Annotated in this window: 13 protein-coding genes; 8 read left to right on the top strand and 5 right to left on the bottom strand. The window is 73.4% G+C overall.

Annotated features, from left to right (window positions below; all coding sequences use genetic code 11):
* Window positions 1-28: 28 nt before the first annotated feature.
* The 3 genes from QDR37_RS00245 to QDR37_RS00235 form a co-directional block, all read right to left on the bottom strand.
* A complete protein-coding gene (locus tag QDR37_RS00245) occupies window positions 29-847 on the bottom strand; it encodes a Pr6Pr family membrane protein (protein WP_279711533.1) in 819 nt (272 codons plus the stop codon).
* A gap of 126 nt (window positions 848-973) precedes the next feature.
* A complete protein-coding gene (locus QDR37_RS00240) occupies window positions 974-2,377 on the bottom strand; it encodes an aminotransferase class V-fold PLP-dependent enzyme (RefSeq protein ID WP_279711532.1) in 1,404 nt (467 codons plus the stop codon).
* A 338-nt stretch (window positions 2,378-2,715) separates the two neighbouring features.
* Window positions 2,716-4,437 carry a SidA/IucD/PvdA family monooxygenase gene (locus QDR37_RS00235; protein ID WP_279711531.1) on the bottom strand — a complete coding sequence of 574 codons (1,722 nt, stop codon included), beginning with the start codon at window positions 4,435-4,437 and terminating at the stop codon, window positions 2,716-2,718.
* A gap of 279 nt (window positions 4,438-4,716) precedes the next feature.
* Between QDR37_RS00235 and QDR37_RS00230 the strand changes: the two genes are divergently transcribed.
* The 3 genes from QDR37_RS00230 (at window position 4,717) to QDR37_RS00220 (ending at window position 7,707) form a co-directional block, all read left to right on the top strand.
* The gene (locus QDR37_RS00230) at window positions 4,717-5,667 is read left to right on the top strand and encodes an SPFH domain-containing protein (RefSeq protein ID WP_279711530.1); all 951 of its coding nucleotides are present in this window, start codon (window positions 4,717-4,719) and stop codon (window positions 5,665-5,667) included.
* A gap of 745 nt (window positions 5,668-6,412) precedes the next feature.
* A complete protein-coding gene (locus QDR37_RS00225; protein WP_279711529.1) occupies window positions 6,413-7,069 on the top strand; it encodes a transglycosylase family protein in 657 nt (218 codons plus the stop codon).
* 134 nt (window positions 7,070-7,203) lie between these two features.
* Entirely contained in the window at window positions 7,204-7,707 is a 504-nt protein-coding gene (locus QDR37_RS00220) for a flavin reductase family protein (protein ID WP_279711528.1), read from the top strand.
* 42 nt (window positions 7,708-7,749) lie between these two features.
* On the opposite strand, the gene QDR37_RS00215 is transcribed toward QDR37_RS00220, so the two are convergent.
* Complete coding sequence (locus tag QDR37_RS00215; RefSeq protein WP_279711527.1) at window positions 7,750-8,883, bottom strand: hypothetical protein; 1,134 nt, start codon at window positions 8,881-8,883, stop codon at window positions 7,750-7,752.
* Window positions 8,884-8,960: 77 nt separating this feature from the next.
* Window positions 8,961-9,227 carry a hypothetical protein gene (locus QDR37_RS00210; protein WP_279711526.1) on the bottom strand — a complete coding sequence of 89 codons (267 nt, stop codon included), beginning with the start codon at window positions 9,225-9,227 and terminating at the stop codon, window positions 8,961-8,963.
* 102 nt (window positions 9,228-9,329) lie between these two features.
* Between QDR37_RS00210 and QDR37_RS00205 the strand changes: the two genes are divergently transcribed.
* From QDR37_RS00205 to QDR37_RS00185, 5 genes are all read left to right on the top strand, one after another.
* The gene (locus tag QDR37_RS00205; RefSeq protein ID WP_279711525.1) at window positions 9,330-11,249 is read left to right on the top strand and encodes a prolyl oligopeptidase family serine peptidase; all 1,920 of its coding nucleotides are present in this window, start codon (window positions 9,330-9,332) and stop codon (window positions 11,247-11,249) included.
* 78 nt (window positions 11,250-11,327) lie between these two features.
* Window positions 11,328-12,164, top strand: coding sequence for a DUF1684 domain-containing protein (locus QDR37_RS00200; RefSeq protein ID WP_279711524.1), 837 nt, complete (start codon window positions 11,328-11,330; stop codon window positions 12,162-12,164).
* A 157-nt stretch (window positions 12,165-12,321) separates the two neighbouring features.
* Window positions 12,322-14,013 carry a bifunctional 3'-5' exonuclease/DNA polymerase gene (locus tag QDR37_RS00195; RefSeq protein WP_279711523.1) on the top strand — a complete coding sequence of 564 codons (1,692 nt, stop codon included), beginning with the start codon at window positions 12,322-12,324 and terminating at the stop codon, window positions 14,011-14,013.
* Between the two features lie 36 nt (window positions 14,014-14,049).
* A complete protein-coding gene (locus tag QDR37_RS00190) occupies window positions 14,050-15,009 on the top strand; it encodes an NADP-dependent oxidoreductase (RefSeq protein WP_279711522.1) in 960 nt (319 codons plus the stop codon).
* Between the two features lie 167 nt (window positions 15,010-15,176).
* Window positions 15,177-15,683, top strand: a complete 507-nt coding sequence (locus tag QDR37_RS00185; RefSeq protein ID WP_279711521.1) for a DUF3145 domain-containing protein — start codon at window positions 15,177-15,179, stop codon at window positions 15,681-15,683.
* Window positions 15,684-16,217 lie beyond the last annotated feature (534 nt).

Below are 16,217 nucleotides of genomic sequence, written 5' to 3'. Positions count from 1 at the left end.
GGGCGATGCTGCCGCGGAGCCGGTTCGCCTACCCGGATCGATCGGCCGGTCGAGGTCGCCGACCGGCGGCCGGGGTGGACGCCGCCGGCTCCTCCGACGCCGGCTCGACGACGACCCGGCCCGCCCGACGCGCAGCGACGAGGTCCTCGAGCCGCCACGCGCCCACAGCGAGCACGCCGAGGAGCAGGACGACGAGCGTCAGCACCCCGACCAGGACGAGCACCGGTGCCCATCCCGCTGCGTGCGGGTCGAGGAAGCCGTACGGGTAGTAGTAGGGCGTGCCCTTGATCTCGTCGGGCACGAGCGGTGCGCGCACGAAGGTGTAGACCAGCCAGCCGATCGGGAACGCGAGTGCCCACCACGCCGTCCGGAACGGCAGCCGCCGGCGACGCGGCGCGACGAGCCAGTCGAGCAGCACGAGGGTCGGCGCGACGACGTGCATCACCTCGTTCGCCCAGTCGAGCTGCGAGCCGGGCGGCACCGGCGCCGACCGCAGCAGCAGGTTGTAGACGATGCCGGCGATCAGGATCGCGGGCAGGAATGCGAGCCGGAGGACCGTGTACCACCGGGAGGTCGCACCGCTGCCCCGCAGCAGCAGCAGGCCGCCCAGCACGAGCAGCGCGCCGCACGCGAGGTTCGCCTCGTGGGTGAAGGCGCTCAGGAAGTCCGCGGTGCGCAGGCCGAGGTCGTGCAGGCGGATGCGCTGCCAGTAGGCGAGGCTCACGCGGTACTGGCCGGCGATCCCGACGACGAGCAGCAGCCCGGCGATGATCCGCAGCGCCGCGAGCAGGCGCGCACGGCGCGATCCTGGGACGTCCTGCCCCTGGGACGTCGGCAGCGCCGTCACGGACCGCCCCCCTTCGCCGTCGAGGACGCCCGGAGCCTAGAGCGAGGGTCGGACGCGGACCCGAGCCGAAGGTCCCCGACGGCGGGGGAGCAGGCCGCAGCCGCGGTCGCGGCGGGAGGCGACCGGCTAGCGCAGCGTGTCGAGGATCTCGACGAGCTTCTCGAACGTCGTGAGCGGGCTGATGATCGCGAAGCGCAGCACGGGCTCGCCGTCGTGCGAGCTGGGGACCACGAAGGCGAGCTGCTCCTCGAGCACCCGGTCGGACCAGGCCTTGTAGTCGGCGGCGTTCCAGCCCTCCCGGCGGAACACCACGACCGACAGCTGCGGATCGCGCACGAGCGAGAGCTCCTCGCGCGACGCGATCTCGTCCCCGATGCGCTTCGCGAGCTCGATGCCGTGGTCGATCGCCGCGCGGTAGCGCTCCGTGCCGTGGGCGGCGAGCGAGAACCACAGGGGCAGGCCGCGGGCGCGCCGGGTGAGCTGCACCGCCAGGTCGGAGGGGTTCCAGTCCGCGCCCTCGGTCAGGGTGTCGAGGTACTCGGCGCGCTGCGTGTGCGCGCGGCGGGCGCCGGTCGGGTCGCGGTAGATCAGCGCGCACGCGTCGAAGGGGGCGAAGAGCCACTTGTGCGGGTCGACGATCACCGAGTCGGCGTGCTCGACGCCGGCGAACGCCTGCCGCATCCGCGGCACGAGCATCGCCGCGAGGCCGTACGCACCGTCGACGTGCAGCCAGACGCCGCGCGCGGTCGTGACCTCGGCGATCGTGGCGATGTCGTCGACGATGCCGAAGTTCGTGGTGCCCGCGGTGGCGACGACCGCGAAGACCGCGTCGCCCTGCTCGTCGAGCACCCGCGCGACGGCGTCGCCGTGCAGGCGCCCGCCCGCGTCGGGCTGCGCGGTGGCGATGTCGATGTCCATCACGTCGGCCGCCGACGCGATCGACGAGTGCGCCTCGGCGCTGCAGACGACCACCCAGCGGCGGGGGTCCTCCCGGCCCGCGGCGCGGTTCCGGCGACGCGCCGCGTCGCGCGCGGCGACGAGCGCGGAGAGGTTGCCGATCGTGCCGCCCTGCACGAAGACGCCGCCCGCCTCGGCCGGCAGCCCGAACTCGCGGGCGAGGAAGTGGAGCACGTCGTTCTCGGCGAAGACGGCGCCCGAGCCTTCCTGCCATGAACCGCCGTACACCGAGCTGGCCGACACGATCACGTCGAAGGCGACGGAGGCCTTGCTCGGCGCCGACGGGATGAACGAGAGGTACGCGGGGTGGTCGGTCGAGAGGCAGGCGGGGGCGAGCACGTGCTCGAACAGCGAGATCGCGCGGCGCTCGCCGATGCCGTCGGCCGTGATCGTGTCGCCGGCGAGACGGGCGAGGTCCTTCGGGGAGAGCGGCTTGTCGAGCGGCACGTCCTCGTAGAGCACGCGGCGCCGCGCGTAGGCGAGCACGCCGTCGATGAGCGCAGCCGCCTCGTCCGAGGTCGCGTGCATCCGGTCGGCGTCGGTGGTGAGGGAGTCGCCTGGAGCTGCAGCCATGCGCCCACACTACGAGCCGCGGACCGCCGCGGCTCGCGGCGTGCCGAGGCTGCTGATCACTTGATCAACAAGGCGGCCCGAGCGGGCTCAGGGGCCGACCGTGGCGATCGCGGCGATGACCACGACGGCGAGAGCGAGGGCACCGGCGAAGGGGCCCCACCCCGTCAGGTGCGGGTGCGGATGCGAACCACCTGCCTGCAGCGCCATGTGCGTTCTCCTCTTGCGTCGACGGCCTCGATGCCGTATGCGCACTATCCCGCGCTTCCCCCATCGCGGAACCGGGAAACGGTCACGAAACGGCGTCGATCGGATCGGAGTTCGCTGAAGAACCGGCCTGATCAGTCGACGGCGACCCCGGGCGGCACGCGCGGGGTGTCGGGCACCGGCGCGTCCGACCGCTGCCGGGGGAGCAGGTCGAACCGCAGCGGCGTCTCCTTCGCGAGCACGAACACCTCGATGGCGTGCTTCAGGAACGCCTCGATCGGGGTGATGCCCTGCAGCACGAGGTCGATGTGGAAGAGCACCCACTGCTGCAGCCAGCACGCGTCCTTCGCCCAGATGAACGAGCGCAGCAGGCTGTTCGTGCTCAGCTGCCGCTGCGCCGCGCGTCGCATCGAGCGTTCGCTGCGGGGCTCCGCGACGCAGAGCGAGTAGACCGCGAGGTCGGCGGCGTTCGTGGCGCGCATCGGGCCGAACGTCGTCCAGAGCGCGGTGGTCGAGGCGAGCGCCGGCAGCTCCGGCACCTGGAAGTGGTGGAAGAGCTTCGAGGCAGGGTCGAGTGCGAACGGCTCGCCGTCCTTCGTGAGGCCCAGGGTGTCGATCCCGCTGCGGTTGCCCGTCGCCCAGATCACGACGTCGGCGGGCAGCGTCCGTCCGTCCTCGAGCACGAGGCCGTCCTCGTCGAAGCGCACCGGGTTCCCGATCGTGTGCGGCACGTGGGCGATGTCGCGCCGCTGCGTGGCGCAGAGCACCCCGCCGTGGAAGTGCGTGAAGTCGGTGTGCGGCCGGCCGTAGGTGACGAGGTAGCCGGACGACCAGTGCAGCACCGCGCCGAGCCGCTTCGACACCCCGGTCCAGATCACGGTGGCGAGGTAGGAGAGGCCGCGGATGCGGTCGATCGGCTTCGCGTCGTGCAGCAGCGCCTCGTACCGGTAGAAGAGGTAGGGCTTGCGCATCACCCAGGTGAAGTTCTCGTAGCCGGCGCGGCGCAGCCCGAGCACCATGTCGCACGCCGCCTTGCCGCCCCCGACGACGACGACGTGCCGGTTCGTCCGGATGATCTCCTCGATCTCGGCCGTCGAGCTCTGCGAGGTGTGCAGGCTGCGGCCGCGGAACACCTCCGCGCCGGGGAGCCGCGGCACGGCGCCGTAGGCGGCCATGGACGCCCAGACGACGAGGTCGTACGGGCCCGAGGTCCGCCGCTTCCCGGTGCGGGGGTCGGTGATCGAGAGCGTCGCGGTGCGATCGTCCGACGAGTAGGAGAGGGAGTCGACGTTCGACGAGAGCTGCACGGCCGGCATCAGGTCGTTCGTGTCGGCGAACCGGTGGATGTACCGCTCCACCTCCTCGGCCATGACCTTGCCGCCCTGCACGTCGGGGTCGTCGCTGTAGGGGAGGCCGTCGAACGAGGTGACGGTCATGCTGCCGTGGATCTGCAGGCCGTGGTAGCGCAGGTGCGGCGACCAGGTGCCGCCGATCGTGTCGTACCGCTCGAACACGTCGACCTGGTCGACGCCGAGGGTCCGGAAGCGCGCGAGGGCCTGCAGGCCGCTCCAGCCGCCGCCGATGATCGCGACGCGGAGGTCCTCGGGGCGGCGCCGGTACCGCAAGGTCCGCACCCAGAGCCGGCGGACGCCGATCCAGAGCAGCACGAGCGGCGAGAGCACGAGGAACGCGCCGTAGAGCAGGAGCGCGCCGACGGCCACGAGCAGCCAGCCGGCGGGCGCCCACCAGGGTCGCGGCTCGGCCGGGGTGCCGAGCTCGGAGTAGCGCGTCACCATCGACGGCGGGGTGAGCAGGGGGGCCGAGGCGGCGCGGACGCCCTCGGACGCAGGCCTCATGGCGGGATGGTACCTATCGAAGGGCTCCGGTCGAAGGGCCTGTGCGCACGCCGTCCGGGGCGGTCCGCCGGCTCGGACGGCGTTCGGCCAGCCGGACGATGCGGGTCCGCCTGCCGGTGGCGCGCGATGTGCGGGAGCTCGCCCTCCGGCGGGATGACGTGGTCGTGCTCGCCGGTGTCCCCTGAGGCCGCCGCTCCGGCTCCCGGGAGGTGCCGGCGGCTTCTCCACAGGCCTCGGATCGCCCCGCTGATCAGGGGTTCGCGCGGCTAGCGTCGTCGCGTGTTCGCCGCCGCCCTGGTCTTCATCGTCCTCGCCGTCGTCGCGCTGCTGGCCGGCGTCGCGCTGCGGCGGCGGGAGCGCGCTGCGGCCGCCCAGCGCGGACCGCGGGCGTCCCGCTTCGTGCTCGCCGGCGGCGGCGGCCTGCTCGGTCTCGGCGTGCTGCTCACGGCGCTGTCCGCGTTCTACGCGCAGGACACCGGCGACGCGAGCGTCGTCGTCTCGTGGACCGGCGACATCCTCGGGCAGGAGGTCGCACCCGGCCTGCACGTGAAGGCGCCCTGGAGCACGGTGCAGACGTTCAACGTGCGCAACCAGCAGGTGGTGTTCGCGGGCAAGCGCGCGACGACCGACTACACGGGCGGATCCGCGCTCGGGCCCGACATCGTCGTGCAGGACGCGGACGGTGTCGCGAGCGACATCGACATCGCGGTGCGCTACTCCATCCGGCCCGACCAGGTGACGACGATCTACCGGCAGTTCCGCGACGAGACGAACTTCGTGTCGCAGTTCGTCACGCAGGACATCCGCTCGACCGTGCGCGACGCCCCGAACGACTTCTCGACCCTGCAGCTCATCACCAAGCGCGTCGCCGTCAACGACGCGATCCAGCGCGCGCTCGAGACGCGGTGGAAGGGCACCGGCGTCACGGTCGACTCCGTGAGCCTGCAGCAGATCACTCCGCCGGCGAGCGTCTCCGGCGCCTATGCGGCGGCGCAGGAGGCGCAGATCAAGGTGACCACCGAGCAGAACAACCTGAAGGCGGCGCAGGTCTCGGCGCAGCAGCAGGTGGTGCAGGCCGAGGCCAAGGCGAAGGCGAACGACACCCTGAACCGGTCCCTCACCGCGAACGTCCTGAAGCAGAACTACATCGACACGCTGTCGCGCCTCGCCGCGTCGGGCAACGTCGTCGTCGTGCCCGAGGGCTTCGGCGGCATCGTCAACGTGAAGTAGGGGCGAGTCGCCCTCGAGCCGATCCGGGAGCCGCTGAGCGCTCCGACAGAGGACGGAAAGCAGGGCGGCGGCACCCCTGGGAGCGGGGGCGACGAAGGTCCCGAGCGGCGACTTCGGAAAAAAAGATGTTCAGATGTCTGAACGCAGCTCTCTTGACGATAAAGAGGTCGCCCGCGTCGTGGTCGGCGGATGTCGCCGCCGACGTCCGCAGCTGAGCCGTCCGCAGCTCGTGGGGAGCGTTGCAGACGGTCCTCCCGCGCCCCTCCGACGAGGTACCCCTGGTCGCAGGCCGGATTGCTCCGCCCAGCCTTGATCGGCCGCTCATAGCATCCGTGGCGCTGATGTTCGGGTGGCATCCGGACCGTGTGCGGCCCGCGCCCCCTTGTTGCGCCGCGGACGCACGGACTCCATGCAACCCCCTCACCGCTCGCGTTCGCGGGAGCGAGAATGCCTGCTCAGAAGCCATACTGGGTCGCTGTCCAGGAGCGCCATCCGACACGCCGAGCGGTACGTATCGGTTTTGCAAATCCTTCCCGGGTCTGTCTACTCTCGACCCGCTCGACCGGCGCCGCGCTCCAGGAAGCTGCGGAACCCCCGCCAGGTCGAGACGTACGCCCGGTGCTGCCACGCTGCACGCTGCCCACATGCAGCACCGTTCGACTTGACCGCTATTCGTCAGGGTGGGCAGCGGTGCGACGACGTCCGGGGACGGACACGAGCACGAGCGACCCGCCGGAGCACGTACATGAAGATCCTGAAGAGCACCCGTGCCGCCGCCGGCGGCCTCGCCCTCGCCGCCCTGACCGCGGTCGGCGTCGGCATCTCCGCGGCCCCCGCCAACGCCGCCTCGGAGTCCACCTGGGACTCCCTCGCCCAGTGCGAGTCCAGCGGCAACTGGGCCATCAACACCGGCAACGGCTTCTACGGCGGCCTGCAGTTCACCCTGAGCACCTGGCACGCCTTCGGTGGCGCCGGTGAGCCGCAGTACGCCAGCAAGGCCACCCAGATCGCCGTCGCCGAGCGCGTGCTCGCCAGCCAGGGCTGGAACGCCTGGCCGGCCTGCTCCGCCAAGCTCGGCCTGACGGACTCCGCCAACCCGACCCCGATCCCGGCCGCGCCGGCCGCCCCCGCGGTGCAGGCCGCTCCGGCTGCCCCGGCTGCGCCGGCCCCGGTCGCCAAGGCCGCGCCCGCCGCGCCCAAGGCCACCGCTCCGGCTCGTCACGTCTCGTCGGTCGCGCTCTCGGGCAAGACCTACACCGTCCGCTCCGGCGACACCCTGTCGAAGATCGCGACCCGCCTCGGTGTGACCGGCGGCTGGGAGCGTCTCGCCGACGCGAACGCGAGCATCGTTCCGAACCCGAACCTCATCTTCCCGGGCCAGGTCCTGCGCCTTCCCCGCTGAGTCGGTTCTCCTCGAAGGGCGGTCGTCCGCTCCTGGCGCACCCCATGTGCGCCGGGACCGGGCGGCCGCCCTTCGGCGTCTCCCCGCGACAGCCACGACCGGGGGGCGGCAGGAGCACGCCGTAGCCTGGTGCGGTGACGGAACCGGGCACGGCGGAGACGCTCGACGAGGCGGACTTCCGCTCCGTGCTCGCCCGCTTCGCCACCGGCGTCGTCGTGGTCACGGGCAGCACCGAGGACGGTCCTGCCGGTCTCACCTGCCAGTCGTTCTCCTCGCTCTCGCTCGACCCGCCGCTCGTGCTGCTCAGCACCGCGCGCACGTCGAAGACGTGGCCGCGCATCGAGCGGACCGGCCGGTTCGCCGTCAACGTGCTCGCCTCGGGCCAGCGCGACCTGAGCGACCGGTTCGCCGTGAGCGGCGGCGACAAGTTCGCCGGTCTCGACTGGCGCCCCGGCGTGCTCGGCAACCCGCTGCTGCCCGGCGCGCTCGCGCACCTGGAATGCGCGGTGCACGCGGTGCACGACGGCGGCGACCACGTGATCGTGGTCGGTCGCGTCCGCGCGCTGGAGGCGCCCGGCCTCGACGACGACTCGCCGCTCGTCTACTACCGGAGCGCCTACCGCACCCTGTCCGGCTGACGATCGGCGGCCGGCTCCCGGCACCGCGCCGACGGAACGCGCTCAGTACCAGTAGGGGATGTGCGAGGTCTCGAACGAGTAGGCCGCGCACGGGGTGCCGTAGCGCCCCTGGATGTAGCCGAGACCCCACTCGATCTGCGTCGACGAGCTGGTGCGCCAGTCGGAGCCCGCGCTCGACAGCTTGTCAGCCGGCAGCGCCTGCGGGATCCCGTAGGCGCCCGACGACGCGTTGTAGGCGTCCCAGCGCCAGCCGGACTCGATGTTCCAGAGGCTGACGAGGCAGTTGAACTGCGAGGAGTCCCAGCCGTAGGCACCCATCCGGCCCGCCGCGTAGCTCTGCGCGCCCGCAGGGGAGAGGGAGCCGGCCCCGCCGCCGCCGCCGAGGGTCTCGTTCGCCCCGCCGCCCGCGCCCGCCGCAGCGGCTCGGGCCTTGGCGGCCTGCGCCTCCTTGTACGACTCCTCGAGCGACGCGGCGCGGTCCTGCAGCTGGGCGAGCTTCGCCTGCAGGTCGGCGACGCGCTGCTTCGTGCTCGCCACCTGGTTGTCGGCCGCGACCTGCGCTGCGTGCGCGGCGTCGGCGAGCGCCTTCGCCTTCTTCGCGAGCTCGTCGCGGATCCGCGCCTGCACATCCGCCTGCGCCGTGAGCGCCTGCGCGCTCCGCTCGTCCTGCACCGCCGCCTGCAGCAGCGCCGACGACGAGTCGCCGATGCGGGACAGCGCGCCCAGCTGGTAGAGCAGCGCGCCGGACTCCTTGCCGGAGAGCCACACCGAGAGCGTCGGGTCGCCGCCGCGGTAGAGCTGGGTCGCCACCGCGGCCGCCGTGCGCTTCGCCTTCTCGGCCTTCGCCTTCGCGGCGGCGGCCTGGCTCCGCAGCCCGTCGAGCGTGCGCTGGGCCGACTGCACCTGCGCCTGAGCCTGCGCCGAGGCGGCCGCCGCCTTGACCGCCGCCGCCGAGGCCCGCGCCGCGCCGGCCTGCGCCTCGCGGAGCAGGCCCTGGATCTTCTTCACCTCAGCGGCCTTCGCGGCGGCGTCGTGCTTCGCCTGCTGCACCTCGGCCCAGGTCGGGTCGCCCGCACGGGCGGCGTCGGCGCGGCCGCCGAACGCCAGCGGGGTCAGCCCGACGGCGAGCGCCACCGCGACGACCGCGAGCGCAGGCCGAGGTCCCCTCTTCCGCACGGCGTCAGGCTAGGACGCGGGACCCCGTTCCCGCGCCGGACACCACGGCGAGGGCGAAACCCGCAGGGTCGAGCGCCTCAGCGGTAGGTGCGGATCACCCGCCAGCCGCCGTCGCACCAGAGCAGGTCGAACACCAGGGTCTCGGCCGCGGCGTCGCTCGTGCCCTGGAAGCGCCACCCCCGCACGGGCAGCGGATGCGTGAGCAGCGTGCCGAGGGCGTCCTCGATGCGGGTCGGCTCGTCGGTGACCCGGTACTCGCGGGCGTGCCAGACCAGCCGCTCGGGGACCCCGTCGGCGGTCCGGAGCTCGGCGGCGCGATCCGCCCACGTCGTCGTGAAGTCCATGCCGCTCCTCCGTCCGCTCGAACACGTGTTCGAGTCCTCACTGTAGATCGGTCGGCCGGTGGTCGCAACGGACGGACACGCCGGCTCTTCTACGGTGGAGCCATGACCGGGAGCATCGAGGCGCCGTACGGCGAGTGGCGTTCGCCGCTGACCGCGGCGGACGTCGCCGAGGGGGCGCACCAGCCCGTCGAGGCCGCCTACGTGGGGGACGAGATCTGGTGGACCGAGCCGATCCCGGGGGAGCGTCGCATCACGCTCCACCGTGAGGGACCGGACGGCGCCGAGGTGCTGCTGCCGGCGCCGTGGAACATCCGCAGCCGTGTGCACGAGTACGGCGGGGGCGCGTGGGCGGCGGGCGAGGCGGGGGTCGCGTTCGTCCGGTACGAGGACCAGCGCCTCCACCGCTTCGACGGCGCAGGCACCGAGCCCGTGCCGCTGACGCCCGACGGCCTCGGCATGCGCTTCGGGGGGCTGTCCGTGGTCGGGAGCGACGTGCTCGCCGTCCGCGAGACGCACGTCGGAGAAGGACCGGGCGATCTCGAGCGCGACGTCGTCCTCGTGCCGCTCGACGGCTCCGCCGCGGACGACCCCGGCCGCATCACGAGCGTCGTCGGCGGGTCCCGCTTCCTCGCCCAGCCGCGGATCTCCCCGGACGGCGGATCGATCGCGTGGATCGCCTGGGACCACCCGGACATGCCGTGGGACGGCACCGAGCTGCGCGTCGCGCGGCTCGAGGACGGCCGGGCGACCGGTGTCCGCACGCTCCTCGGTCATCGCCGCGAGTCCGTCGTGCAGCCCGAGTGGCTCGATGACGCGACGCTCGCGGTCTGCTCCGACCGCACCGGCTGGTGGAACCTCTACCGCGTCGCCGCGGCGGGGGGCGAGCCGGAGCCGCTGCACCCGGAGGAGCGCGAGACCGGGGGCGCCCTGTGGGTGCTCGGGCTGCGCTGGTACCTGCCGCTGCCCGACGGCAGGTTCCTGCTCACCTCCACGCTCGGCGCCGACGAGCAGGCGCTGCTCGACCCGTCGACGGGCGAGGCCCGCGTGCTCCGCGAGCGCCGCTCGTACACCGACTGGCAGGCGCAGCGGCAGGGGCGCGCGCTCCTCATCGACCAGGCGGCGGGGGAGCCGGGTGCGCTCCGCGAGCTCGACGTCGCCACCGGCGTGTTCCGCGTCGTCCGGGCCGGCGTCGAGGGCCTGCCGCTCGAGGTGTTCCCCGAGGCGGAGCTGCACGAGGTCGACGGCGTCCACGCCGTCGTCTACCGGCCGAGGAACCCCGCGTACACCGCGCCGGAGGGCACCCTGCCCCCGTTCGTCGCCTTCGTGCACGGCGGCCCGACGACCCACGTGGGCCCGCAGCTGTCTGCGAAGTACGCCTACTACACGAGTCGCGGCATCGGCGTCGTCGACATCGACTACGGCGGCTCGACCGGCTACGGCCGCGCCTATCGGGAGCGGCTGAACGGGCAGTGGGGCGTCGTCGACGTCGCGGACGTCGTGACGGTGGTGCGCGGGCTCGGCGCGCGCGGCATCGCCGATCCCGAGCGGCTCGCGATCGAGGGGGGCTCAGCCGGCGGCTGGACCGTGCTCGCCGCGCTCACGACGACCGACGTCTTCGCCTGCGGCGCATCGTTCTACGGCGTCGCCGACGCGGTCGCCATCGCCGCCGACACCCACGACTTCGAGGCGCACTACACGGACGGACTGATCGGCCCGTACCCCGAGGCCGCCGCGACGTACGCCGAGCGGGCGCCGATCAACCACGTCGACGGGCTCCGCGTCCCCGTGCTGCTGCTCCAGGGCGCGGACGACCCGGTCGTGCCGCCCGCCCAGTCGCGCACCTTCCGCGACGCGCTCGCCGCTCGCGGCATCCTGCACGCCTACCTCGAGTTCGAGGGCGAGTCGCACGGGTTCCGTGGCCGGGACGCGCTCGTCGCCTCGCGCGAGGCGTGCCTCTCCTTCTACGGTCAGGTGCTCGGCTTCACGCCGCCCGGCGTGCCGGTGCTGCCGCTCGAGCGCTGAGCCCGCCTCGCGCGGGAAGGGAACCACGCCCGCGCGCGTTGCCTCCCTTCAACCCCGCCCACCTCCGGAAGGACCACGATGACCGACACCGCGACCGCCGCCCCCGCCACCGCCGCAGACCGCTACGAGCGGTTCCACGCGCTCCGGGAGCAGTCGGTGCGGACGCCGACCGGGTTCCTCGCCCTCGTGAACACCCAGTGGGTCAGCGAGGAGCAGACGATCTGGGGCGTGCCGGGCGTGTGGGCACCGCGGCCCGAGGCCGAGTCCGGCCTGCTCCTCACCGCCTCGGCGAGCGACGGCATCCGCGTCGACGGCGAGCTCGTCGACGGCCAGGTCGTGGTGCGCGGCAAGGACGACCCGGCGCCGGGCGCCATCGTCTTCGACGACCACACGACCGGGACCGTCATCCGCGGTGAGGACGGCCAGTACGCGCTCCGGGTCTGGGACGCGCAGTCGGAGGACATCCAGCGCTTCGGCCGCATCGACGCCTTCCCCCACAACCCGGGCTGGATCGTCACCGGGCGCTTCACCCCGAACCCCGCCGGCACCACGGTCGGCTTCTCGCACATCAAGGACGAGGGCGCGACGCGCGAGCTGCCCGTGCCCGGCGACATCGTCGTGACGCTCGAGGGCACCGAGTACCGCATCGCCGCGTTCAGGGACGGCAACCGCCTCCAGCTCGTGTTCGCCGACGCGACGAGCGGCGACGACACCTACGGCGTCGGGCGCTTCCTCTTCCTCGCGCCGAACCCCGACGGCACGATCACGCTCGACTTCAACTACGCGGTGCTGCCGCCCTGCGCCTTCAGCTACAACTTCAACTGCCCGATGCCTCCGAAGCAGAACCGGTTCCCGTTCCGCATCGAGGCGGGGGAGAAGCAGGTCCTCGACCGCGAGGGCCAGCCCCTGCACTGACGCCCGTTCGACGAGCGGCCCGCTACCGCGTGTAGGTACTTCGTCCCGGTGTAGGTGGGAAACCGCGTTCCGCACCTACACCAGGACGGATCACCTACGGCCGGTGCGCGGACACCGTGCCGCGGGCGGTGTCGTCGCCTCCGCCTACGGTGTCGGCGTGACCCTGACCGCGCCCGCGCACCACGCGACCGCTGCGGCCGTGGTGCCGGCGGTCGCGCTCGAGGCGCACGACGACGGCTACCGGCTCACGCCGCTCGCCGACGACGGTGCGGCGGATGGAACGGCCGAGCGCGTGCCGGCCGCGGCCCTGCCCGAGCGGGTGGCCGGGCTCGAGGCCGCCGGCGTGCGCTGGGTCTGGGACACCGCGGCGGTCTACCCGGCGCTGCTCGCCGCGGGCGTCCGTGTGGAGCGGGCGCACGACGTCCGCCTCGCCCGCGCCATCCTGCGCGGCACGACCGTCCCGCTGCCCGCCTACGCGAACCTGCCTCGCGACGGCTGGGACGAGCCCTCGGCCGACCCGGCCGACGGGCTGTTCGCGCTCGACCGCGCCGCGGCCGACGTGTCCGCCGCCGACGAGCACCGGCGCCAGCAGCAGGTCGTCGCGGCGTCGCCACGGCCGGGTGCGCTGCGGCTGCTGCTCCGCGCCGAGTCCGCGGGAGCGCTCGCCGCGGCCGAGATGTCCGCGGCCGGGCTGCCCTGGCGTGCGGACGAGCACGAGCGCATCCTCGCCGGGCTGCTCGGCCCGCGGGTGCCGTCCGGGCAGCGGCCGGAGGCGCTCGAGGTCCTCGTCGCACACATCCGCGAAGCGCTCGGCGCCCCGCGGCTGAACCCGGACTCGCCCGTCGAGCTCGTCCGCGCCCTGCGGGCGGCCGGGCTGACCGTCGAGACGACGCGGTCGTCGGAGCTCCGCCGCCTCGAGCATCCGGTGATCGAGCCGCTCCTCTCCTACAAGAAGCTGTCCCGGCTGCACACGGCGAACGGCTGGCACTGGCTCGACACCTGGGTCGCCGACGGCCGGTTCCGGCCCGACTACGTCGTCGGCGGGGTCGCGACCGGCCGCTGGGCCACCCGCGGCGGTGGGGCGCTGCAGCTGCCGAAGCAGGTGCGGGGCGCGGTCGTCGCGGATCCCGGCTGGCGGCTGGTCGTCGCCGACGCCGCGCAGCTCGAGCCGCGGGTGCTCGCGGGACTCGCGCGCGACCGGTCGATGGCCGAGGCGGGCCGCGGACGCGATCTGTACGACGGCATCGTCGCCACAGGGGCGGTGGCCGACCGCAGCGCCGCCAAGTACGGCATGCTCGGCGCCCTCTACGGCGCGACCCAGGGGGCGGGTGGCCGGCTCGTGCCGCGGCTCGCCGCGCGGTTCCCGCAGGCGCTCGGCCTCGTCGAGCAGGCGGCGCGGGCGGGGGAGCGCGGCGCCGTCGTCGGCACGCTGCTCGGCCGCGGATCGGGATCGCCCTCCGACGCCTGGCGGGCTGCGCAGGCGGCCGCGTCCGACCTCGACGCCTCGGACGCGGTCGTCCGGCGCGCACGGTCGCTCTCGCGCGAGCACGGCCGCTTCACCCGGAACTTCGTGGTGCAGGGCACCGCTGCGGAGTGGGCGCTCTGCTGGCTCGCCGACCTCCGGCGCCGGCTCTGGGCGCTCGGCGCCGGGCGCCTCGCGGAGCGCCCGCACCTCGTCTACTTCCTCCACGACGAGGTCCTCGTGCACACGCCCGAGCACCTCGTCGACGAGGCGGCCGAGGCGGTGCGGGAGGCCGCGGCGGCGGCGGGGCGACTGCTGTTCGGCGACTTCCCCGTCGACTTCCCGCTCGACGTCGCCGTCGTCGAGCGCTACAGCGATGCGACCTGAACGCGTGCGCAGCGGGATCGGAGTTGAATCGCTGTCATGACGCTCGACGCCCCGCTGTCCGCCCGCCAGGTCCTCGCTCCCCGCTACGGCGGCCCCGACGTGCTCGAGGTCGTCGACGTCGAGATCCCGCAGCCCGGCCCCGGCCAGGTCACGATCGATGTCCGCGCCGCCGGCGTGAACCCTGCGGACTTCAAGGGCTTCTCGGCCGGCCCGAACCGCGACGAGGCGAAGCTGCCGATCCGGCCGGGCTACGAGGTGGCGGGAGTGATCGCCGCGATCGGCGCCGACACGGAGATCGCCACGGGAGGCGGCGCGATCGGCGACCCGGTGCTCGCCTTCCGCGTGAGCGGCGGCTACTCCTCGGCGATCACCGTGCCGGCGGCGAACGTGTTCGCCAAGCCCGACGCGCTCGACTTCCCGTCGGCGGCGAACCTGCTGCTCGTCGGTGCCACCGCCGCCGACATGCTCCGCGTCGTCCCGGTCGAGCGCGGGCAGACGATCCTCGTGCACGGCGCGTCCGGCGCCGTCGGTGTCAGCCTCCTCCAGCAGGCGGCCGAGGTCGGGGTCTCCGTGATCGGCACGGCGAGCGAGCGCAGCTTCGAGACCGTGCAGCGCTTCGGGGGCATCCCCGTCGCCTACGGGAGCGGCCTCGAGCAGCGCGTCCGCGACCTCGCGCCGAACGGCATCGACGGCGCGTTCGACTGCATCGGCACCGACGAGGCGGCCGACGTGTCGCTCGCCCTCGTACCGGCCGACCGCATCGTCACCATCGCCGGCTTCGCTCGCGCGAAGCGCGACGGCTTCCACGCGGTCGGCGGCAGCGATCCGGAGAGCTCGCGGTTCCGCAACGAGATCCGCGCGCGGCTCGTCGAGCTCGCCGCGCAGGGCAAGCTGGTCGTGCCCGTCGCGCGAACGTACCCGCTCGCGGAGGCCGGCGAGGCGCTCGCATTCCTCGCCGAGGGGCACCCGGGAGGCAAGCTCGCGCTGCTCCCGTAATGGGGTCGCGCCGACGGCGCGCCGATCTCCTTGCGATTCCGGCGTGTCGTCGGCCATACTTCCGGGGAGCCGGATAGGGCTCCGCTAATTTCATATCGGTGGCATCGGGTCGCACCGTTCACCAGGTCGTTGGGGAAGACGCATCTGTTCGAACGGAGGACGAATCCATGGTCACCACCTCCGCCCGTGGCGTGCTGTACGTGCACTCGTCGCCGCGTGCACTGTGCCCCCACGTCGAGTGGGCGGCCGGGCGCGCGATCGGCCGTGCCGTGAGCTTCACCTGGGCTGATCAGCCTGTGCTTCGCGGAGCGATGCGCACGGACTACTACTGGGAGGGCGCGCCGGGCACCGGTGCCGCCATCGCTTCGGCGCTGCGCGGCTGGGAGCACCTGCGCTTCGAGGTCACCGAAGACGCCCGTGACGGCGTCGACGGCAGCCGCTGGCTGCACACCCCCGACCTCGGCATCTTCCACGCCCAGACCGACGCGGCGGGCAACGTCGTGGTCCCCGAGGACCGGATCCGGGCCGCGATGGACGTCGCCGGCACGAGCGTCATCGACCTCCATCGTGAGCTGCGGCTCGCGCTCGGTCAGGCCTGGGACGACGAGCTCGAGCCCTTCCGTCACGCGATGGGATCCTCGTCCGTCACCTGGCTGCACCGCTCCGCGGTCTGATCCGGGACTGCCGGAAAAAGAGGGTGACACTCTCGTAATTACCGGCGTGTCACCCTCGTCCCGGAAGCCCTTCCCCGGTACGTTCGAGGTGTCAGCGAGTGCGTCTCTTTCAGTGTTCGGGCTGTATGGGTAGCGGCCCTCGAACCTCTGCACCGCTGCATGAGGAGCCCCCGTCCGGATGGGTACCGCACGGGGGCTCCTCCCTGTGCTGATCGGCGCGCCGCCGCTTCTGCGGCGCGCGTCGCGGGCGGTCCAGCCGGACCGGCGTGGCGGCCCGGCCTCTCGGATCAGGGTCGAGGCCGTCTCGGTCGCTGGTGTCGTCGCTGCTCGGCCTTCGCCCCGCGCGACTCGTCAGCGCGTCCTAAGGGGCCCGCGGCCAGCGGGCTGGTCTCGGCTTCTGTAGGGCGTGAGGACTGCTGTAGGCGCTCGTACGGCTGCAGATGTCCCGGCGGCATACGCACCGGCTATCGGGTGTCCTGAGCCGCCTGCGCCGCTGCTGCAGCTCCTGCAGGGCTTCGGGACGTCTGGAGGCGC

Source organism: Amnibacterium sp. CER49 (genome assembly GCF_029846255.1).
GTDB lineage: Bacteria > Actinomycetota > Actinomycetes > Actinomycetales > Microbacteriaceae > Amnibacterium.
Note: the sequence above shows the minus strand (reverse complement) of the source record. Positions and strands in the feature narration are given on the sequence as shown.